This window comes from Microbacterium sp. CFBP 8801, assembly GCF_014839455.1.
GTDB lineage: Bacteria > Actinomycetota > Actinomycetes > Actinomycetales > Microbacteriaceae > Microbacterium.
Map to the genome: position 1 here is coordinate 51,671 of NZ_JACYNU010000006.1, position 19,951 is coordinate 71,621.

Annotated in this window: 19 protein-coding genes and 1 tRNA gene; 16 read left to right on the forward strand and 4 right to left on the reverse strand. The window is 71.0% G+C overall.

Annotation, left to right across the window (positions count from 1 at the left end; translation table 11 throughout):
• Nucleotides 1–144: 144 nt before the first annotated feature.
• Complete coding sequence (locus IFR11_RS09035; protein WP_342030276.1) at nucleotides 145–822, reverse strand: endonuclease domain-containing protein; 678 nt, start codon at nucleotides 820–822, stop codon at nucleotides 145–147.
• Between the two features lie 519 nt (nucleotides 823–1,341).
• Nucleotides 1,342–1,965: an amino acid deaminase gene (locus IFR11_RS09040; RefSeq protein WP_191915935.1), complete on the reverse strand. Its 624-nt coding sequence runs from the start codon at nucleotides 1,963–1,965 to the stop codon at nucleotides 1,342–1,344.
• A 124-nt stretch (nucleotides 1,966–2,089) separates the two neighbouring features.
• On the opposite strand from IFR11_RS09040, the gene IFR11_RS09045 reads away from it, so the two are divergent.
• From IFR11_RS09045 to IFR11_RS09070, 6 genes are read left to right on the forward strand one after another with little or no spacing between them, the layout of a single operon-like run.
• The gene (locus tag IFR11_RS09045; protein ID WP_191915936.1) at nucleotides 2,090–2,776 is read left to right on the forward strand and encodes an HAD family hydrolase; all 687 of its coding nucleotides are present in this window, start codon (nucleotides 2,090–2,092) and stop codon (nucleotides 2,774–2,776) included.
• Between the two features lie 25 nt (nucleotides 2,777–2,801).
• The gene (gene phnD, locus IFR11_RS09050) at nucleotides 2,802–3,776 is read left to right on the forward strand and encodes a phosphate/phosphite/phosphonate ABC transporter substrate-binding protein (RefSeq protein WP_191915937.1); all 975 of its coding nucleotides are present in this window, start codon (nucleotides 2,802–2,804) and stop codon (nucleotides 3,774–3,776) included.
• Nucleotides 3,773–4,591 (forward strand): phosphonate ABC transporter ATP-binding protein, encoded by an 819-nt coding sequence (gene phnC / locus IFR11_RS09055; RefSeq protein WP_342030277.1) that lies wholly within the window; start codon nucleotides 3,773–3,775, stop codon nucleotides 4,589–4,591. The genes phnD and phnC overlap by 4 nt, the downstream gene beginning before the upstream one ends.
• Nucleotides 4,588–5,382 (forward strand): phosphonate ABC transporter, permease protein PhnE, encoded by a 795-nt coding sequence (gene phnE, locus IFR11_RS09060; protein WP_055838880.1) that lies wholly within the window; start codon nucleotides 4,588–4,590, stop codon nucleotides 5,380–5,382. Before phnC ends, phnE (IFR11_RS09060) begins: the two co-directional genes overlap by 4 nt.
• The gene (phnE, locus tag IFR11_RS09065) at nucleotides 5,379–6,212 is read left to right on the forward strand and encodes a phosphonate ABC transporter, permease protein PhnE (RefSeq protein ID WP_191915938.1); all 834 of its coding nucleotides are present in this window, start codon (nucleotides 5,379–5,381) and stop codon (nucleotides 6,210–6,212) included. Before phnE (IFR11_RS09060) ends, phnE (IFR11_RS09065) begins: the two co-directional genes overlap by 4 nt.
• Nucleotides 6,199–7,053 carry an SIS domain-containing protein gene (locus tag IFR11_RS09070; RefSeq protein ID WP_191915939.1) on the forward strand — a complete coding sequence of 285 codons (855 nt, stop codon included), beginning with the start codon at nucleotides 6,199–6,201 and terminating at the stop codon, nucleotides 7,051–7,053. The genes phnE (IFR11_RS09065) and IFR11_RS09070 overlap by 14 nt, the downstream gene beginning before the upstream one ends.
• A gap of 74 nt (nucleotides 7,054–7,127) precedes the next feature.
• Here IFR11_RS09070 and IFR11_RS09075 read toward each other — a convergent pair whose 3' ends face one another.
• The gene (locus IFR11_RS09075) at nucleotides 7,128–8,663 is read right to left on the reverse strand and encodes a PucR family transcriptional regulator (RefSeq protein ID WP_191915940.1); all 1,536 of its coding nucleotides are present in this window, start codon (nucleotides 8,661–8,663) and stop codon (nucleotides 7,128–7,130) included.
• A 92-nt stretch (nucleotides 8,664–8,755) separates the two neighbouring features.
• Here IFR11_RS09075 and gabT point away from each other — a divergent pair, with 92 nt between their 5' ends.
• The 8 genes from gabT to nusG all read left to right on the forward strand — a co-directional run bounded on the left by gabT (nucleotide 8,756) and on the right by nusG (nucleotide 17,229).
• Entirely contained in the window at nucleotides 8,756–10,105 is a 1,350-nt protein-coding gene (gabT, locus tag IFR11_RS09080) for a 4-aminobutyrate--2-oxoglutarate transaminase (protein WP_191915941.1), read from the forward strand.
• Nucleotides 10,106–10,201: 96 nt separating this feature from the next.
• Nucleotides 10,202–11,662, forward strand: a complete 1,461-nt coding sequence (locus tag IFR11_RS09085) for a flavin monoamine oxidase family protein (RefSeq protein ID WP_191915942.1) — start codon at nucleotides 10,202–10,204, stop codon at nucleotides 11,660–11,662.
• Nucleotides 11,659–12,531, forward strand: a complete 873-nt coding sequence (locus IFR11_RS09090; RefSeq protein ID WP_191915943.1) for a universal stress protein — start codon at nucleotides 11,659–11,661, stop codon at nucleotides 12,529–12,531. The genes IFR11_RS09085 and IFR11_RS09090 overlap by 4 nt, the downstream gene beginning before the upstream one ends.
• Nucleotides 12,528–14,087 (forward strand): APC family permease, encoded by a 1,560-nt coding sequence (locus IFR11_RS09095; RefSeq protein ID WP_055838862.1) that lies wholly within the window; start codon nucleotides 12,528–12,530, stop codon nucleotides 14,085–14,087. The genes IFR11_RS09090 and IFR11_RS09095 overlap by 4 nt, the downstream gene beginning before the upstream one ends.
• A gap of 22 nt (nucleotides 14,088–14,109) precedes the next feature.
• Nucleotides 14,110–15,471: an NAD-dependent succinate-semialdehyde dehydrogenase gene (locus IFR11_RS09100; protein WP_191915944.1), complete on the forward strand. Its 1,362-nt coding sequence runs from the start codon at nucleotides 14,110–14,112 to the stop codon at nucleotides 15,469–15,471.
• 170 nt (nucleotides 15,472–15,641) lie between these two features.
• A tRNA-Trp gene (locus IFR11_RS09105) sits at nucleotides 15,642–15,714 on the forward strand.
• Between the two features lie 42 nt (nucleotides 15,715–15,756).
• The gene (secE, locus tag IFR11_RS09110) at nucleotides 15,757–16,032 is read left to right on the forward strand and encodes a preprotein translocase subunit SecE (RefSeq protein ID WP_055838856.1); all 276 of its coding nucleotides are present in this window, start codon (nucleotides 15,757–15,759) and stop codon (nucleotides 16,030–16,032) included.
• A 60-nt stretch (nucleotides 16,033–16,092) separates the two neighbouring features.
• Nucleotides 16,093–17,229 (forward strand): transcription termination/antitermination protein NusG, encoded by a 1,137-nt coding sequence (gene nusG, locus IFR11_RS09115; protein WP_055838853.1) that lies wholly within the window; start codon nucleotides 16,093–16,095, stop codon nucleotides 17,227–17,229.
• A 157-nt stretch (nucleotides 17,230–17,386) separates the two neighbouring features.
• Here the strand turns inward: nusG and IFR11_RS09120 are convergent, their stop codons facing one another.
• Nucleotides 17,387–18,346 (reverse strand): type IV toxin-antitoxin system AbiEi family antitoxin domain-containing protein, encoded by a 960-nt coding sequence (locus tag IFR11_RS09120; RefSeq protein ID WP_191915945.1) that lies wholly within the window; start codon nucleotides 18,344–18,346, stop codon nucleotides 17,387–17,389.
• A gap of 450 nt (nucleotides 18,347–18,796) precedes the next feature.
• On the opposite strand from IFR11_RS09120, the gene rplK reads away from it, so the two are divergent.
• Together rplK and rplA are read left to right on the forward strand one after the other, a co-directional pair.
• The gene (gene rplK / locus IFR11_RS09125) at nucleotides 18,797–19,228 is read left to right on the forward strand and encodes a 50S ribosomal protein L11 (RefSeq protein WP_055838847.1); all 432 of its coding nucleotides are present in this window, start codon (nucleotides 18,797–18,799) and stop codon (nucleotides 19,226–19,228) included.
• Between the two features lie 11 nt (nucleotides 19,229–19,239).
• The gene (gene rplA, locus IFR11_RS09130) at nucleotides 19,240–19,932 is read left to right on the forward strand and encodes a 50S ribosomal protein L1 (protein ID WP_055838843.1); all 693 of its coding nucleotides are present in this window, start codon (nucleotides 19,240–19,242) and stop codon (nucleotides 19,930–19,932) included.
• Nucleotides 19,933–19,951 lie beyond the last annotated feature (19 nt).

Consider the following 19,951-nt stretch of genomic DNA (forward strand, 5'->3'; position numbering starts at 1 on the left):
CCCGTGTGCGCAACGGCGGGGCTTCTCGGTGAGACGCCGGGGTGGGATGCCGGTGGGTCGGCGTGTCGGTGATTGTCCCGCCGTTGTGCTCGGGGTCGGGGCGCCGGGGCGCGGACAAGCCCAGTGCCCGGAAGGACCGGGACGTCAGCGGGCCAGGTGGAGGCCGCGTTCCACGTAGGCCATGATCGCCCGTTCCACCGTGGGCCAGTCGTGGACCACGAGGGCGTAGTCGAACCGCAGGGAGACGAAGCCCCACGCGGCCGCATGAGCGTCGCGCCGCAGGTCGCGGTGCCTGTTCGCGGTGCCCTCGTGGTTGCCCGCTCCGTCGATCTCGACGATGAGGGCGTCGCCGATGAGCAGGTCGACGCGGCCGACCGAGATGATGTGCATCTGGGTTCGCACCGGGAGGTTTCTGTGCCTCAGTCGCCACCGGACGATCGACTCGAGGCCGCTGTCGGCGTCGGACCGCGCGAAGTCGAGCGCGTCGCGCGCGAGGTCGCTCGTATGGCTCCGCAGCCACGTCTTCCCCGACGACGTCAGCATGCCGAGGCGGAGGGCGGACTCCACGGAGACGAAGAACTCCTCGACTCCCCGGCACCGCAGGATCTGGCGCAGGATGCGCGGGACCGACGGCAGAGCGAAGGCGTGTCCGGGGGCGGCATCGTCCCAGTGCAGACGACAGGTGCACTCGTCGTGGGCGTACGCGTGGCCTCCTCCGCGCATCCAGACGTGGATCGGTTGTTCCGCGGCGAGAGTCCACAGCCCGAGGTGCCTCGCCGCGGTGACGCACGCCGCTCGCCCTCCGTGGAGTGCCGCGGTCACGACGGGCGCGCAGGCCCCGCGCTCCGCATAGACCCCGCGGCGCAGATGCCGTAGTTCTCCCGCCTCGACGGCCGAGGCGATGCTTCGGCGTGATCGTCCCCGTGCGCGCAGGCCGGAGAACGTCTCGATTCCCTGACCCGGTGCGCACATCACGACAGGATGCCGCCGGCGTGCACCCGGGCCCGCCCCGAATCCGGAACCTGTGGACAGTCCTCTCTTGGGGAGGAGCCGCCACCCCGCCGTCACCGGGGCATCGCCCCTCGACATCCCGTGCACAACGGCGGGTCGTCTCCGCGACGCGCCGTCGACGGATGCCGAGTCCCCGGCGTGTCCAAGATCCCTCCGCCGTTGTGCCCCCGCGGCCGTGGGCTCGGTCCGGGCGCCGGTCGGCCGACATCCGGACGGCTGTGCACCGGCATCCCGTGCACAACGGCGGGGCGCCTTCTCGACGCGCCGTCGACGGATGGCGGAACCCCGGCGTGTCGAAGATCCCCCCGCCGTTGTGCCCGGCCGCGCCCCTCAGGCCGCGTTCCAGCGCAGCCGCGGGGCGCCGAGTCCCGACCGCAGGGCGGCGGGGTCGGCGACGGGGAACATCGTGACGATGAGACCGTCGACCGCGTAGGCCAGGGCGGCGGCGCCGTCGGGGAGCGGGTCGCCGAGGGCGATGCGGGTCGAGCGGCCCTCGACGGCCTCGCTGATCGCGTCGGAACGGGAGAGGAGGGATGCCGCGGCGGCGGTGACCCGCGAGAGCAGGGTGCCCGACCCCGTCCAGGGGGAGAACGCCCCGCGGGACATGCCGCAGGCGAGAGCCAGGTCGTCGGTGAGCCACCGTTCGCGCTTGAGGCCGTAGGGGGTGGGCGTGGTCGACAGCAGGTAGCCGTAGACGTGCAGCAGGCCGGCGTTACCGACGGGCCACGAGGCCTCGAGCCCTGCCCGCAGGTGCAGCTCGTCGAACAGTGCCCGGGAGAGCACCGCCTCCCCGACGTTCTCGTCGATCACCGTCGAGCGGCCCCACGCGGCGAACCGGCCCGCGGCGGCGTCCTCGGCGAGGGATGCCGCGAGCCACGGCAGAGACGAGATCGCCGAGGAGGGGTCGAGGGCACCGAGCGCCGCGGCGGTGTCGAGAGCGGTGGGGGAGGTCACCGCTTCACGCTAAGCCGAGAGCCGGGGCACACAGGCGCCGTTCATCCAGCGTTTACACGGCGTGGACGTAGCGTCCACATTTGAGGTGCAGCATGGACGCAACGTCCACGACAGGAGTTCCCCCGTGCCCCGCCCCGTCCTCATCTTCGACTTCGACGGTACCGTCGCCCTCGGCGACGGCCCCCTGTTGGCCTACGCCCGCGCGGTCGCCGTGCACACGGCATCCGCCGCCGACTTCGTCTCCACCGTCTCGGCCCACCTCGCCGCGCCCTCGGCCGACGTCATCGACGGGTACGACGCGGTCCGACGCCTCGCACTCGACGCGGGGGTCGACGACGCCGCGCTGGCCTCCGCCTACTCGACGAGCCGCGCGCAGTTGGCGGGCCCCGATGCGCCCGTGTCGACCGCCGCCGATCTGGCCGGGTTCCTCGCCGAGGTGGATGCCGAGCGCCTGCTCGTCACGAACGCTCCGGCGACGCGACTCGACGACGCGCTGGCCGCCATGGGCCTGAACGGCCTGTTCGACCGCATCGTCACGGACGCCGCGAAGCCCGCCGGTCTCGAACTGCTTCTCGATCAGCTCGCCGCAGGCACCCCGGTCCTCGCCATCGGTGACGTCTGGCGCAACGACCTCGCCCCCGCCCACGCCCGCGGTCTCGCCACCGCCCTGGTCGGCGGCTACGCCGATGCGGCCGCGGACCCCGCCTTCCGTGCCGACACCCTCGACGAGCTGCTGCCCGCGCTCGCCGAGTGGGTCGGCGCCGCCCACGTCGACGCTCCCCCCGCCGATCACCTCCCCTCCCACGCCTGAACCCCACCCGAATCGCAGAGGAATCATGAACACTCGTCGCATCCGTCTCGCCGCGGCCTTCGCCACCGCCGCTCTCGCCTCGATCGCCCTGGCCGGCTGCTCCGGTACCGCGGGCGCCGCCTCCGAACCCGCCGCCGACCCCAGCTCGTTGGTGCTCGCCCTCGTCCCCTCACAGGACCAGGCCAACCTCGTCGACACCGCGAAGCCCCTCACCGACATGCTCACCGAGAAGCTCGGCATCCCGGTCAGCGGCGTCGTGTCGAAGGACTACCAGGCCGCCGTCGAGGCGATGGGCGCGGGGCAGGCCCAGATCGGCTTCCTGCCCTCGCTGCAGCTGTGGCAGGCGAACGACCGATACGGCGCCTCGGTCGTGCTGCAGACCGAGCGCAACGGAAACATCACCTACCCGGGCCAGTTCATGACGAACGACCCCGACAAGTACTGCGACACCCCCGTGGTCGAGCGCGACGGCATGTCGTTCTGCAACGGCGCCGACGCGCTGCAGGGACCCGCCGGTCTCGACAGCATCACCAAGATCGCGGGAGCCAAGGTCGCCGTCCTCGGCCCGGGATCGCCCGCCGGCTACATCTACCCGATGCTCGCGCTGAAAGAGGCCGGTGTCGACATCGACAGCGGCTTCCAGCAGGTGCCCGTCACGGCCAACGACGCCTCAGTGCTCGCGGTCTACAACGGCGACGCCGAGGTCGGGTTCAGCTTCTGGGACGCCCGCACCCTGGTGAAGAAGGACAAGCCCGACGTGGGCCAGAAGGTCGTCGTCTTCGGCCTCACCGCCGAGATCCCCAACGACGGCGTCGCCGTCTCGAAGGACCTCTCGCCTGAGCTGCAGCAGAAGATCTCGTCGGCGCTCGCCGAGTACTCCACCACCGACGAGGGCTCGGCGGCCCTGAAGGCCGTCTACTCGATCACCAAGCTCGCTCCGGCAGACCCCGCCTCGCTCGACGTCGTCGCCCGCGCCGCTCAGCAGCTCGGACTCCAGTGACGACCGGTTCGCTCACCCCGGGCGTCGAGGCGCAGGCCTCGGCGCCCTGGGGCATCCGTCTCGACGGCGTCTCGGTGCGCTATCCCAACGGCACCATGGGGCTGCGCGACGTGAGCGTCGACATCGCACCCGGCGAGCTCGTCGCCGTCGTGGGTCTCTCGGGCTCGGGCAAGTCCACGCTCATCCGCACGATCAACGGTCTGGTGCCCGCGACCTCCGGCGTCGTCGAGGTCGGCGGTCGCCGCGTCGACGGGGCCTCCGGTCGGCGCCTGCGCGAACTCCGCGGGCACATCGGCATGGTGTTCCAGAGCTTCAACCTCGCCGGGCGCACGAGCGTGCTCAACAACGTGCTGGTCGGGCGCCTCGCGCACACCCCGCTGTGGCGCACGCTCCTCGGCGCGTACCGCGAGGACGACCGACGCCTCGCCTTCGAGGCCCTCGACCGGGTCGGCCTGCTGCCCAAGGTGTGGGACCGCGCCTCGGCGCTGTCGGGCGGCCAGCAGCAGCGCGTCGCGATCGCCCGCGCGCTCACCCAGCAGCCCCGCATCGTGCTCGCCGACGAACCGGTCGCGAGCCTCGACCCGCCCACGGCCCGCGGCGTCATGGACGACCTGCGTCGCATCAACGTCGACCTCGGCATCACGGTGCTGGTCAACCTGCACCTGCTCGACCTCGCCCGCGAGTACGGCACGCGCATGATCGGCATGCGCGCCGGGGAGATCGTCTACGACGGGCCGGCGGCATCCGCCACCGACGCCGATTTCGCCCAGATCTACGGTCGCTCGGTGACCGCCGCCGACAGGCTCGAGCGATGACGGCGTTGAGCGTCCCCACCCGCCCGAAGGGCCGATGGATGCCGTGGACCGCCGCGGGCGTCGTCGTCGCGGTGACCGTCTTCATGTGCCTGCCGGTGGTCGGGGTGGGCCTCGACGTCGGGGCCATCGCCCGCAACTGGCAGCAGGGTGCTCTGCGGGTGGGCGAACTGCTCACGCCCGACTGGTCGTTCTTCCCGCGGACGGTCGGCCCCATCCTCGAGACGCTGCAGATGGCCGTCATCGGCACGGCGGTCGGGGCCGCGGTGTCGCTGCCCCTGAGCTTCTGGGCCGCTCGACCCACCAACCCCACGGGGTGGACGCGGTCGCTGGTGCGCGGCATCCTGAACGTCATCCGCGCCGTGCCGGAGCTCGTGTACGCCGCCGTGCTCGTCGCGATGGTCGGGGTCGGGGCTCTTCCCGGCATCCTGGCGCTGGTGCTGTTCAACGTCGGCATCATCGTCAAGCTCGTGTCGGAGTCGATCGATGCGAGCGACATCGGCCCGCTCGAGGCGGGACGGGCCGCGGGGGCGACGCAGACGCAGATCAACCGCGCGATCGCCCTGGCCGACACCTGGCCCGCGTTCGTGTCGCAGACGCTCTACGTCTTCGAGCTCAACGTCCGCGCCTCCACCGTGCTGGGCCTGGTCGGCGCGGGCGGCATCGGCCTGCTCATCGACGCCGTGCGCACCTTCTACCGCTACGACCAGCTGTCGCTCGTCATCGTCGAGATCCTCGTGATCGTCGTCGTGCTCGACGCCGTCAGCGACGCGATCCGCCGGAGACTCGTATGACCGCCCTCGCCCCCGCCCCCGCCCGCCCCGCGGCCCTCGACCTACCGCCCCGCCGTCGACGGCCCCTGCGCACCCTGTCGTGGCTGGTGGTCGGCGTCATCGTCGTCGCCGCGTTCTGGTCCGCCGACATCACGTGGTCGCGGCTCGGTGAACTGCCCGCCGAGATCGCGCGCTACCTCGGCCTCATGTTCGTCTCGCCGAACTGGGCCAAGCTCCCCGAGGCCCTCTGGCAGACCTGGCGCAGCGTCGAGATGGCGTGGATCGGCACCGTCCTCGGCATCCTGATCGCGACGCCCCTGTCGCTGATCTCGGCGCGCGGTTTCGGTCCGGCGCCGGTGCGCGCCGTGCTGCGCTTCGTCTTCTCGCTCGTGCGGGCCGTCCCCGAGCTCGTCTTCGCGATCATCATCCTCTCGGTCACGGGTCTCACCCCCCTCACCGGCGCTCTCGCCCTCGCGATCGGCGGGGTCGGAACCCTGGGCAAGTGGGGCTACGAAGCCGTCGAGAACGTCGCCCCGGGGCCGATCGAGGCCGCCCGCGCGGCGGGGGGATCCACCGCGCAGGTGCTGCGGTGGGGTGTGTGGCCGCAGGCGGCTCCCACCTTCCTGTCCTTCTGGCTCTATCGCTTCGAGATCAACGTGCGCGCCTCGGCCGTGCTCGGGCTCATCGGCGTGGGCGGCATCGGCGACATGCTCACCTCCTACACCCAGTACCGTGAGTGGTCGACGGTCGGCATGCTCCTGATCGTCGTGGTCATCGTCACCGTCGCGATCGACGCGGTCTCGGCCCGCATCCGCCGCCGCATCATGGAGGGTCCTCGTGTCCGCAGCTGAGGTGCCCACGACCGCGCGGATCGCCGCGGTGCGCAACTCCCTGCAGCCCAGCGAACGCCGCGTCGCCGACCTCATCGTCGACGACCCGGATGCCGTGATCGAGCTGACCGCGCAGCAGCTCGCCGACCGCGTCGGGGTGGGACGGTCCACGGTCGTGCGCGCCTGCCAGACGTTCGGGTACCGCGGGTATCCGCAGCTGCGCGTGGCCCTCGCCGCCGAGCGCGGGCGTCGACCGGCGCCGACGACCGACGCGGGCGACGGCGCCCTGGGCGGCATCCGCTCGGCCATCGATCGCATCGCCGACGACCTTCGCGCGGCCACGAGCCTGCTGGATGCCGACGGGGTCGACGCCGCCGTCGAGGCGGTCGTGGGTGCGGGACGGCTGCTCGTGGTGGCGAGCGGCCTGTCGGCTCCGGTCGCGACCGATCTCGCGATGCGCCTGACCGCGGTGGGTCGCCCGGCCGAGACCCTCGGCGACCCGATCGGTCAGCAGATCGCCGCGCGGCACCTCTCGGCCGACGACGTGTGCGTCGTGATCAGCGGGTCGGGGGCAAACGAGGCGAGCCTCCGCGCGGCGCAGGCGGCGCGGGCCGCGGGCGCCCGAGTGATCGCGGTGACCTCGTTCATGGCGTCGCCCCTCACGGAGCGCGCCGATCTGTCCCTGGTGCTCGCCTCGGGCGGAACCTTCCGCGACGAGCTCGAACACACCTCGCGCATCGCGCACGCGGTCTTCGCCGAGGCCTTCGTCGACGCCGTGGCGCGCGCGCGGGCGGGCGAGGCCGATCTCTCGCGCGAGCGCGTGCTCGAGATCCTCTCCGACAACCTCGGCGACGCCGGCTGACCGCCGGTGCGGGGCATTCGTCCGGCCGACGTGACCCCGCGATCCGGGCGCCGGTGTACCGGCCGTCGGCGCCGCTACTCGGCCAGACGCAACGCCGTCCAGGTCTCCGCCCGCGCCGCGAACGACGACAGGTCGCGCCCGAGCACCCGTTCGGCCTGAGCGATGCGCGCGCGCACGGTGTGGCGATGGATGCCGAGAGCCTGAGCGGTCGCCTCGTGCGAGCAGTCGTGGGTGAGCCAGGCGTCGACGGTCTCGAGCAGCGCCGAGCCCTGCGCCTCGTCGTGCGCACGCAGGGGCGTCAGCACCCCCGCGGCGACGCTCCGGGCGGCTTCGGAGCCGAGCGCGGCGAGAAGTCCCGCCCGCGCCGTGTCGGCGAAGTCGGCGACCCCGGGCGTCGAGAGCCGCTCGCGCGCGGTCCGCGCCTGCGCGAGAGCGCTCGAGAACGCCTCGTACCCGGTCGGGGCGGAGCATCCGACGACGATCTCGAAGCGGTCCGCGATCTCGTCGAGCAGTCCTCGGGCCGCGGCGGGCACGACCACGACGAACCCGTCGTCGCCCCGGCCGAAGAACAGCTCCCCCCGCCGTTCCGACGCACGCATCTCGAGCCACTCGGCCAGCGCACCGGAGCGCGCGGCCGTGGCGGGGGTGAGCGCCACCACCACGGGGGCCGTGGGAAGGGGGCCGAACAGATCCCGCGACGCGCGGCGGGCGAGAGCGGGGTCGTCGGTGCACAGCGACTGCACGAGTCCCGCGCGGAAGGTGCCGATCGCGCGTCCCAGCCCATCCTGCTGCTCGAGGACGAGGGCGGCCATCGCCACCACGGCCGTCACCACGCTGCGGGCCTCGTGGTCGAGGTCGTCGGCGGCGATCGCGAGAGCGCCGCGCAGATGCCCGCCCCGGCCGAGGGTCTGCAGGCTCACCGCGGTCCCGTCGATCCGCAGGGTCGACGCGGCGCGCGTGCCGCGGTGCAGCATCGTCGTGACCTCCGCCGTCACGGCGTCGAGCGCCGCAGGGGCGAGGGCGTCGACGGGGTACTCGGTGCGCACGGCCCCGGCCGCGTCGAAGAGGCCGACCCAGCAGTCGAGCTGTCGCGAGAGCTCGGCGAGGGTGGCGGCCAGACCGTCGGGGCGCAGCGCCGCCAGCGAGACGGCCCGCTGGGCGGCGAGCGACCAGCTGCGGCGGGCGTAGGCGTCGGCGGCGATCGCCTCGGCTCCGGCGCGGGCCACGGCGATGAACGGCGTGCGGTAGGGCACCTCGAACAGGGGCATCCCCGCGGCCAGGCACGCGGCGGTCAGCCCCGCGGGGATGCCGTCGCGCACGACCTCGGTGCCGAATCCCAGCGCCCGCACCCCGCGGGCGAGCAGCCGCCCGACGTAGGCCTCGTAGTCGGCGGGGGTCGCGTCGGCGAACTGGGTGCCGGTGGTCAGCAGCACCAGCCCCTCGCTGAGGAACGGAGTGGGATCGGCGAGGTCGCTGGAGTGCACCCATCGCACGGGGCGGTCCACGCTGCCGGCGGGAAGGGCGGCCTCCTCGACGATCAGGCCCAGGCCGAGGTCGGCTCGAGCCAAGAGGGCGCGCAGGCTCGGCGGGGCGACGGCGGTGTCGGCCATCAGACCTCCTGTACAAGACGTATACGACAGTGCCAGCGACTGTACAGGGGGGAGAGTGCGGGCCGAGACGCCGCATCCGTAGCATCGCCGCCATGAGCCTCGACACCCTCCCCACCGTCGGCGGTCCGTCCCTCGTCCAGGAGCGCCGCCTCGTCACCGCCATCCCCGGCCCCCGCTCGCAGGAGCTCCTCGACCGCAAGGCCGCGGCCGTGGCATCCGGTGTCGGCCACACCGTCCCCATCCACGCGGTCGCCGCGGGCGGCGGAGTCGTCGTCGACGCCGACGGCAACTCCCTCATCGACCTCGGTGCGGGCATCGCGGTCACCAGCGTCGGCAACGCCCACCCCGCCGTCGTCAAGGCCGTCCAGGATCAGGTCGCCGCCTTCACCCACACGTGCTTCATGGTGTCGCCGTACGACTCGTACGTCGCCGTCGCCGAGGCGCTCAACCGTCTCACCCCCGGCGACCACGAGAAGAAGAGCGCGCTGTTCAACTCCGGCGCCGAGGCCGTCGAGAACGCGGTCAAGATCGCGCGCAAGCACACCGGCCGCCAGGCCGTCGTCGCCTTCGACCACGCGTACCACGGCCGCACCAACCTCACGATGGCGCTCACGGCCAAGAACATGCCGTACAAGAGCGGCTTCGGCCCCTTCGCCGCCGAGGTCTACCGCGCGCCCCTGTCGTACCCCTTCCGCGACGGATTGACGGGCCCCGAGGCCGCGGCCAAGGCCATCTCGCTCATCGAGAAGCAGGTCGGCGCCGAGAATCTCGCCGCCGTCATCATCGAGCCCATCCAGGGCGAGGGCGGCTTCATCGTCCCCGCCGACGGATTCCTCAACGCGATCGTCGACTGGTGCCGCGACAACGGCGTCGTCTTCATCGCCGACGAGGTGCAGTCGGGCTTCGCCCGCACCGGCGCGATGTTCGCGAGCGAGCTGTTCGGCATCGTCCCCGACCTCGTCACCACCGCCAAGGGCATCGCCGGCGGGCTGCCGCTGGCGGCCGTCACCGGTCGCGCCGAGATCATGGATGCCACCCACACGGGCGGTCTCGGAGGCACCTACGGCGGCAACCCGATCGCCTGCGCCGCGGCCCTGGCCTCCATCGACGCCTTCGAGAACGAGGGGTTCCTCGAGCGCGCGCAGCAGATCGGCGAGCTGCTCACGCGCCGTCTGCACGAGCTGCAGGCGAACGACCCGCGCGTCGGCGACGTGCGCGGCCACGGCGCGATGATCGCGGCCGAGTTCGTCGACCCCACCACCGGAGCCCCCGACGCCGCCCTCACCTCGGCCGTGGCGAAGGCCGCGATCGCCGAGGGAGTGATCGTGCTCACGTGCGGTACCTACGGCAACGTCATCCGGTTCCTGCCGCCGCTGTCGATCGGCGACGAGCTGCTGAACGAAGGCCTCGACGTCGTCGCGGCCGCCCTGTCGCGCAACTGACACTCGTCCCGGCGGTGGCGGAGGAGCATGCGCACACCCGCCGCCGTCGGGACCACCCACGACATTCCCGAGCGAACGACAAGTAAGGAAGCTTCCATGGACGAGATCACCCGAGACGTCGTCGTCATCGGAGCCGGCGCCGCCGGTCTCACCGCCGCCAACGACCTGCGCAAGGCCGGCCTCTCGGTCGCCGTCCTCGAGGCGCGCGACCGCGTGGGCGGGCGCCTGTGGACCGACGTGGTCGAGGGCGCGATGCTCGAGCTCGGCGGTCAGTGGGTCTCGCCCGACCAGCAGGCGCTCATCGACACCGTCGAGGAGCTCGGACTCACGACCTACAGCCGCTACCGCGAGGGCGACAGCGTGTACGTCGGAGCCGACGGCGAAGCGAAGCGCTTCACCGGCGAGATGTTCCCGGTGGCCGCCTCGACCGAGAAGATCATCGACGAGATCACCGTGCGCCTGGACGCCATGGTCGCCGAGATCGACCCCGACCGTCCTTGGGAGCACCCGAACGCCGCCGAGTGGGACACGGTCTCGTGGGACGCCTGGCTGCGTCAGCAGACCGACGACGACGAGGCCGTCCGCAACCTCGCCTTCGCCACCGGCTCGGCGATGCTCACCAAGCCGACCCACACCTTCTCGCTGCTGCAGTCGCTGCTCATGGCGGCATCGGCGGGCTCGTACTCGCACCTCGTCGACGCCGACTTCATCCTCGACAAGCGCGTCGCCGGTGGCCTGCAGGCGGTGCCCGAACTGCTCGCCGAGCGTCTCGGCGACGACGTCTTCCTCAACCAGCCGGTGCGCCGCATCATCTGGGGTGCCGATTCGGCCGCGCCCGACCGCGCTGCGGACTCGGCGACGGGGCAGCGGGTCGACGAGCTGCGCGCTCTGACCGCTCGCGTCGAGGCCGCGAAAGCCTCCGCCGCGGGAGTCACCGTCATCGCCGATGGCCTGACCGTGCGCGCCCGCTTCGCCATCCTGGCGCTCGCGCCCGTGCTCTACCCCCGCATCTCGTTCGAGCCGCCCCTGCCCCGGCTCCAGCACCAGATGCACCAGCACATCTCGATGGGCTTCGTCATCAAGGTGCACGCCGTCTACGAGACGCCGTTCTGGCGCGCGCAGGGTCAGTCGGGCACCGCGTTCAGCCCCTACGAGCTGGTGCACGAGGCCTACGACAACACCAACCACGGTGACGAGCGCGGCACGCTGGTGGGCTTCGTGTCCGACCAGAACGCCGACGACCTGTTCCGTCTGAGCGCCGAGGAGCGCAAGGAGCGCATCCTCGAGTCGCTCTCGCACTATTACGGGCCCGAGGCGAAGAACACGGTCGTCTACTACGAGAGCGACTGGGGCACCGAGGAGTGGACGCGCGGCGCCTACGCCGCGAGCTTCGACCTCGGCGGTCTCCACCGCTACGGCGCCGACCTGCGGGAGCCCGTCGGCGCGATCCACGTCGCGTGCAGCGACATGGCCGGCGCGGGCTACCAGCACGTCGACGGCGCGATCCGCCAGGGTCACCGCGCGGCGCAGGAGATCCTCGAGCGGACGCGCGGATGAGTTCCGCGATCGTCGTCGGCTACACCGCCACCGAGGCGGGTGCCGACGCCCTCGCCCTCGCGGCGCGGCTCGGGAACGCCCTCGACGCGCCCGTCCACGCGGTGATCGTGCTGCCCGCGGCCGAGAACAACGTCTCGATCCCCGCCGACGCCGGTTACGACCGGCTCGTCGCCGACACGGCACGCGGCTGGCTGCGCGACGGTCTCGCGCGGGTCGGGGGATCCGGCATCCGGGGCCACGTGCGTCCCGCGCACGGGGTGGCAGCCGGACTCGTCGCCGCCGCCGAGGAGTTCGACGCGGGCCTCATCGTCGTCGGCACCGGAGGTGGGGGACCACGCGGTCGGCACCGCCTCGGCACCACCGCCGAAGAGCTCGTGCACGCCGCTCCCGTCCCGGTGGCCCTGGCCCCCGAGGGCGCGCGCGACATCGCCGTCGACGCGGGTCTTCCGCGCATCACCGCGGCGATCGGCACGCGGCCGGGTGCCGACGTGCTGCTCGAGTCCTCGGCATCCCTGTCGGCCCGCGCGCAGGCACCGCTCCGGCTGCTCTCGCTCGCGGGCGTCGACCTCCCCGCCCGCGTCGACGCCGGGCTGACCCGTCTGACCGGACAGGCCCACGCCGAGGAGGTGCTCGAGACCGTTCGCGCCGCGCTCCCGCCCGAGATCGAGGCCCACGCGGTGGTGGGCGCCGGCTCCGACATCGAAGACGCCGTCGGGCGCATCGAGTGGATGCCGGGCGAGGTCGCCCTGGTCGGTTCCAGCCGGCTCGCCCAGCCCCGGCGCCTGTTCCTCGGCTCCACCGCAGGACGCATCCTGCGGGCCCTTCCCGTTCCCATGATCGTGGTGCCCCGCACCTCGGAGGCCTCATGACCACCTCCCGCAACGGCGCGAGCCCCGCACCCGACAGCCCCGTCACCACCGGCATCTCCAACAAGGGCCTGCGCGTCGGCTCGATCGGGATGATCGGCGCCGTCGTCATCGGCATCTCCACCATCGCCCCGGCGTACACGCTCACCGGGGCACTCGGTCCGACGGTCTCGGCGGTCGGGTTCCAGGTTCCCGCGATCATTCTCGTCGGCTTCATCCCGATGCTGCTGGTGGCCCTCGGCTACCGCGAACTGAACTCCCGGATGCCGGATGCCGGCACCTCGTTCACCTGGGCGGCGCGGGCCTTCGGCCCCTGGGTGGGCTGGATGGCCGGGTGGGGTCTGGTGGCCGCCACCGTCATCGTGCTCTCCAACCTCGCCGGCATCGCGGTGGACTTCCTCTTCCTGCTGATCGCCCAGCTCAGCGGCAACGCCGAGATCGCGGAGCTCACCCGCGTCGTCCCGATCAACATCGCGGTGTGCCTGGTGTTCATGTTCCTGGCCACGGTGGTGTCGTACCGCGACCTGCAGACCACCCAGCGCCTGCAGTACGGCCTCGTCGGCTTCCAGATCCTCGTGCTGCTCGTCTTCGCGGGCGCGGCGGTCGTGGAGACGATGAACGGCAACGCCGTCGACCCCAGCCCCGTGCAGCTGTCGTGGTTCAACCCCTTCGAGGTGCCCTCGTTCAGCGCCTTCGCCGCCGGTCTGTCGCTGTCGATCTTCATCTTCTGGGGATGGGACGTCATCCTCACCATGAACGAAGAGACGAAGGACCCCGACCGCACCCCGGGCCGCGCGGCCACCGTCACGGTCTTCCTCATCGTGGCGCTGTACCTGGTCATCGCCGTCGCCCTGCTGATGTTCGCGGGAAACGGCACGGGGGAGCTGGGCCTGGGCAACCCCGACATCCAGGAGAACGTCTTCTTCCACCTGTCGGGACCCATCCTCGGGCCCCTCGCGTTCCTCGTGTCCCTCGCGGTCCTCACCAGCTCGGCATCCTCGCTCCAGGCCACCTTCGTGGGGCCCGCGCGGACCCTGCTGGCCATGGCGCACTACGACGCCCTGCCGAAGAAGTTCGCGAAGGTGAGCCCGCGGTTCTTCACCCCGGGCTACGCCACGATCGTCTCGGCGGTCGTCGCCTCGGCGTTCTACGCGATCATGCGCGTGCTCAGCGAGAACGTGCTGACCGACACCATCACGGCCCTCGGCGCGATGATCTGCTTCTATTACGGGCTCACCGCCTTCGCGTGCGTCTGGTACTTCCGCAAGCAGTGGTTCGACTCGGTGCGCAACGTCCTGCTGACGCTGCTGGCCCCGCTCGTGGGCGGGGGAATTCTCGCCGTGCTGTTCGTCACCACCCTCATCGACAGCGCGAGCCCTGACTACGGCTCCGGCTCGCAGATCGCCGGCGTCGGACTGGTCTTCGTCATCACCGTCGTGATCATCGTGGTCGGCGTGGTTCTGATGATCGCCCAGCGCATCGCCAGCCCCGCCTTCTTCCGCGGTGAGACCCTGGGACGCGAGGCGCCCGCCAGCGCCCGCCGTCGCCGCACGTCCTGACAACGAAACGAAAAGGAGCACCATGAGCGACTACGCCGTCGTCAATCCCGCCACCGGTGAGACCCTCGCCGAGTACGACACGCTGTCCGACGAAGGAGTGCAGAGCGCGATCGCCTCCGCTCACGACGGCTACCGCGCGTGGTCGCGCACGGCCCCGGCCGAGCGCGCCGAGGCCCTCCGCCGGGCGGCGCAGCTGCACCGCGACCGCCGCGACGACCTCGCCGCGATCATCGTGCGCGAAATGGGCAAGCCCCTCGAGGCGGCGCTCGGCGAGGTCGACTTCGCGGCCGACATCACCGAGTACTACGCCGACAACATCGACAAGATCACCGGCGACACCCCCATCGACATCCTCGGCGAGGGCTCCGCGGTCATCCGGCGCTCCGGTCTCGGCGTGCTGCTCGGCATCATGCCGTGGAACTTCCCGTACTACCAGGTCGCCCGTTTCGCCGCCCCGAACCTCGCGGTCGGGAACACCATCCTGCTCAAGCACGCTCCCCAGTGCCCCGAGTCGGCCGAAGCCCTGCAGTCGATCTACAGCGACGCGGGCTTCCCCGAGGGCGCCTACATCAACATCCGCGCGACCAACGACCAGGCGGCGACGATCATCGCCGACCGTCGCGTGCAGGGAGTGTCGGTGACGGGCTCCGAGCGCGCGGGCTCGGCCGTGGCCGAGCTGGCCGGCCGCCACCTCAAGAAGGTCGCGCTGGAGCTCGGTGGCTCCGACCCGTTCATCCTGCTCTCCACCGACGACCTCGACGCCGCCGTGCAGGCCGCCGTCGACGCGCGCCTCGACAACAACGGGCAGTCGTGCAACGGAGCGAAGCGGTTCCTCGTCGTCGACGACCTGTACGACGCGTTCGTCGAGAAGTTCTCGGCCGCGCTCGGCGAGGCCAAGGTCGGCGACCCGTTCGCCGACGACACCGTGCTCGGTCCGCTGTCGTCGCTGGCCGCGGCGGAACGCCTCGACGAGCAGGTGCAGCGAGCGATCGCCCAGGGCGCGACCGTCGAGGTCGGCGGCACCCGCGACGGTGCCTTCTACCCGGGCACCGTCCTCACCGGTGTGACGCCCGAGATGGACGCCTACGGCGAGGAGTTCTTCGGACCCGTCGGCACCGTCTACCGGGTCTCGGGCGAAGACGAGGCCGTGGCGATCGCCAACGACACCGGATACGGCCTGGGCTCGTACGTGTTCACCACGGATGCCGAGCAGGCCCAGCGCATCGCCGATCAGATCGAGGCCGGAATGGTCTACGTCAACGTCGTGCTCGCCGACTCGCCGGAGCTGCCGTTCGGCGGAGTGAAGCGCAGCGGCACCTCCCGCGAGATGGGCCTTCTCGCGGCCGACGAGTTCGTGAACAAGAAGCTCATCCGCACGGCCTGACCGATGTCGCGTCCCCCGGCCCGGTTCGCCTCGTCGGGGGACATGACATAGACTGGGGAGTGCAGTCGAAATCTGCATTCTTTCGCCGTGCCCCCGGGCACTCGGCATCCTCCCCGAGAGATTCCAGGCGTGCGCATGTCGGTTTCGAATCCTGGATCCCTCGGGATCTTAGGGCGGTAGCTCAATTGGCAGAGCAGCGGTCTCCAAAACCGCAGGTTGCAGGTTCGATTCCTGTCCGCCCTGCGCACAGCGCACGCTGGCACAGACAGAGACCTAGGTGGTTCGATGACGCAGGACGAGACGAAGGGCGAAGTCGTCGCTGATCGCGGCGCGCCCCGCGAGAAGAAGCTCAACTTCTTCGCGCGGATCGCTCTCTTCATCCGTCAGGTCTTCGCGGAACTCCGCAAGGTCGTCACCCCGACGCGGCAGGAACTGCTCAAGTTCACCGCCGTCGTCCTCGGGTTCGTCGTTGTCATGATGGCGATCGTCTACGGCCTCGACGTGCTGTTCGTGTGGATCACCACCGCCGTCTTCGGCGTCCCCGGTACCGCCGGCGCCTGACCGGCGTCTGGGCGGACGCGCGGCGCCAAGAGCGGCCGCCTCTGAACGGAAGAGATCACAGTGTCTGAAAGATATGTCGACGACGCCGATTGGGCCACCGCGGCCGAGCAGTCGAGCGAGGATGACGAAGCCCAGGAGGGCAACGTGCTGGCCTCGCAGGAGCACGCCTCCGACTCGGCCGAGCACGCTGCCATCCACATCGTCGACGACGAGACCGACACCGATGACGCCGACCTCGGCGACATCGACATCACCGACCCGGAGGCGGACGCGATCGTGAACGACGCTCTCGAGATCGACGAGACCAGCGAGGCCGAGGCCGCCGCCGAGGTGCTCAACGACGCTCTCGCCGAGGAGCAGGCCGAAGAGGCCGCCGAGGCTGCCGACGAGGTCACCCCCTACGACGGTCCCGACGTCAACGGCGAGCCCGACGCCCCCGTGCTCGACGAGGACTTCGTCGACGAGGTCGCCACCGCCGCCGGTGTGGTCGACGAGGTCGAGGCCTCCGAGTCGCCCGCCGACGCCGCCGAGGCCCCCATCGATCTCGATGACGCCGATGCCGAAGACGACGACGTCGACCCCTACGACGCCTTCCGCGCCGAGCTCCGCTCGCTCCCCGGCAAGTGGTTCGTCATCCACTCCTACGCCGGGTTCGAGCGCAAGGTGAAGGCCAACATCGAGCAGCGCAAGTCGACGCTCGAGGTCGAGGACGACATCTACCAGGTCGAGGTCCCCATGGAGGACGTCGTCGAGATCAAGAACGGCCAGCGCAAGATGGTCACGCGCGTGCGCATCCCCGGCTACGTGCTGGTGCGCATGGACCTCAACGAAGACACCTGGTCGGTCGTGCGTCACACGCCCGGTGTCACCGGCTTCGTGGGCAACGCCCACAACCCGACCCCGCTGCGTTTCGAAGAGGCCTTCAACATGCTGAAGAGCCTCGTCGAGGTCAAGGAAGCCGCTCCCTCGAAGTCGGGTGCCGCCAAGGGTTCGCCCACCACGGCGCGCGTCATCCCCGCCGAGGTCGACTTCGAGACCGGCGAGACCATCACGATCAAGGAAGGCTCGTTCGCGGGCCTACCCGGCACGATCAGCGAGATCAAGCCCGAGAGCGGCAAGCTCACCGTGCTCGTGTCGCTCTTCGAGCGCGAGACCCCGGTCGAGCTGTCGTTCGACCAGGTCACCAAGATGCTCTGACGCCTCCGGCGTCGCACGAACGCCCCGCTCGGCTCCGGCCGGCGGGGCGTTCGTCGTTCCGCGCACCGTCGCACCCCTCGCATAAACGCCGATCGTGCGCGTAAACGCGCTGCCCGACCGTTTATGCGCAGGATCGGCGTTTATGCCCGGCGCAGGATCACCACGAGCGCGGATTTCGCCCCACCGACGCCAGAGCAGCGGGGTCGGCGCGGCGCGACGGCGCGAGCCCGGCAGCGGCGAGAGCCGCGCGTAGTCCGTCTGCGCCGAGCGCCCCCGCGTAATCCCACCGGGCGACACGCCAACCGGCACGCCGAAAGCTGTCTTCGCGGCGCTTCTCGGCGCGAACGGCCTCGGCGGCCGCTACGGGATCATCGCCGCCGTACTTGAGCCACCCATCTGATTCGCCGATGACCTTCTGCTCCGGCCAACTGAAGTCCGAGCGATACGCCCGCCCCTCGAGACGATGCGTCATCTGGAGCGTCGGCGCGGGGAATCCGCACCACTCGATGACCGCTCGGCTGAGGGATTCTCCCGCCGACTCCGCGAGCGGGGTGGCCCGAGTCAGCACCCATTCCACGCGCCTCACCCGGAACGTGTTCCGTTGCGCCGCGGCGTGATCGATCAACTCTTCGCGCGAGAGGGAGGAGTCGCGGAGCGCCGCATCCGCGACGGCGAGACCGAACGCCGGCGGCAGAACGCGCGCGAGATCGACGACCAGGTCTTCGACGGTCGTGAGATGGATGCCGCCGACCCGTTGCACGGATCGCGCATCGGCGCTCGTGTGCGCCGTGACATCGCCGTACGCCACCGAGCGTGAACGCCGCGTGTCGAAGATGTGGATGTTGCGAGGGTGGCCGAACGTCGGCAGCCCGAGCAGCGATGCGGCCGACTCGTGCGAGAACACGGCATCGGCGCGAACCAGCGCGAAGGCGTGCACGCGGGCGAGGTAGCGGTCCCAGGGTTCGAGCGCGTTCCACGCGTCCCGGGCGGCGTAGACGCCGGGCCGTACTTTGTAGAGGCTCGCATCACGCGACGGATACGGGGCGGTGCCCAGCAGGCTCGACGCACGGAAGAGGTGCACCGGCGATTCACGCAGCGATCGGGGGATGGCATCCATTCGGCGAGGGTGGCAGGTCGGCCGGCAGGTCGTGTGCGGCCTGTGGACAACTGCCGCCCCTCCCGATGCATAAACGCCGATCCTGCGCGTAAACACGCTGCCTTCGCGGTTATGCGCAGGATGAGCGTTTATGCGGTGCGGTGCGGTGCGGTGCGGTGCGGTGCGGTGGGGCGGGGCGAGGCGAGGCGAGGCGGGGCGGGGCGCCGAGCGGACGGCGCAATCGCGCCGGCGGGGCGACCGAAACCGCGGCGAGCGGCGACCCGCGAGACGCGGCTGGAGGGCGACCGCGCGGGCGACTGCGCGCGCCAGGAGAAGACGCGGGATGCCGGCGCCATGGCGTATGATGAGAAGGTTGCTCGTGCGTCAGCACGACGATGACCGCTGTCCGGAACCGCCGGATGCGCGGGAGAGAGGGAGCCGCGAGGCCCCCGCTCGAGAGAGGAAAAGGATATGGCACCCAAGAAAAAGGTGACCGGCCTGATCAAGCTCCAGATCAAGGCGGGCGCGGCCAACCCCGCGCCGCCCATCGGTCCGGCGCTCGGTCAGCACGGCGTCAACATCATGGAGTTCTGCAAGGCCTACAACGCGGCGACCGAAGCCCAGCGCGGCAACGTCATCCCCGTTGAGATCACGGTCTACGAAGACCGCAGCTTCACGTTCGTCCTGAAGACCCCGCCCGCGGCGGAGCTCATCAAGAAGGCGGCCGGCCTGGCCAAGGGCTCGTCGACGCCTCACACGGTCAAGGTGGGCAAGCTCACCAAGGACCAGGTTCGCGAGATCGCCACCACGAAGCAGCCCGACCTGAACGCGAACGACATCGAGGCCGCCTCGAAGATCATCGCCGGCACCGCCCGTTCCATGGGCATCACGGTCGAGGACTGAGGGAGATAACAATGGCTACCAAGTCCAAGGCATTCCGCGCCGCTGCTGAGAAGATCGCGGCCGACACGTTCTACACCCCGACCGAGGCCGTCGCCCTCGCGAAGGAGACCGGCTCGAAGAAGTTCGACTCGACCGTCGAGGTCGCGCTGAAGCTCTCGGTCGACCCCCGTAAGGCAGACCAGATGGTCCGCGGCACGGTCATCCTGCCCCACGGCACGGGTAAGACCGCGCGCGTCATCGTCTTCGCCAACGGCCCCGCGGCCGAAGCGGCTCTCGCCGCCGGCGCCGACGAGGTCGGTGGCACCGAGCTCATCGAGAAGGTCGCCGCCGGCTACACGTCGTTCGACGCGGCCGTCGCCACGCCCGAGCTCATGGGCCAGGTCGGACGCCTCGGTAAGGTCCTCGGACCCCGCGGCCTCATGCCGAACCCCAAGACCGGCACCGTGACCCCCAACCCGGCCAAGGCCGTCGAGGAGATCAAGGGCGGAAAGATCGAGTTCCGCGTCGACAAGCACGCCAACGTGCACTTCGTCGTCGGCAAGGCGTCGTTCTCGGCCGAGCAGCTCGACGAGAACATCGCCGCCGCGCTCGAGGAGATCGTCCGCCTCAAGCCGTCGAGCTCGAAGGGCCGTTACATCCAGAAGGGTGCGGTGTCGACCACGTTCGGCCCCGGCATCCCGCTGGACGTCAACGTCCTCGCCTGACATCCGTCACCGAAAGCCC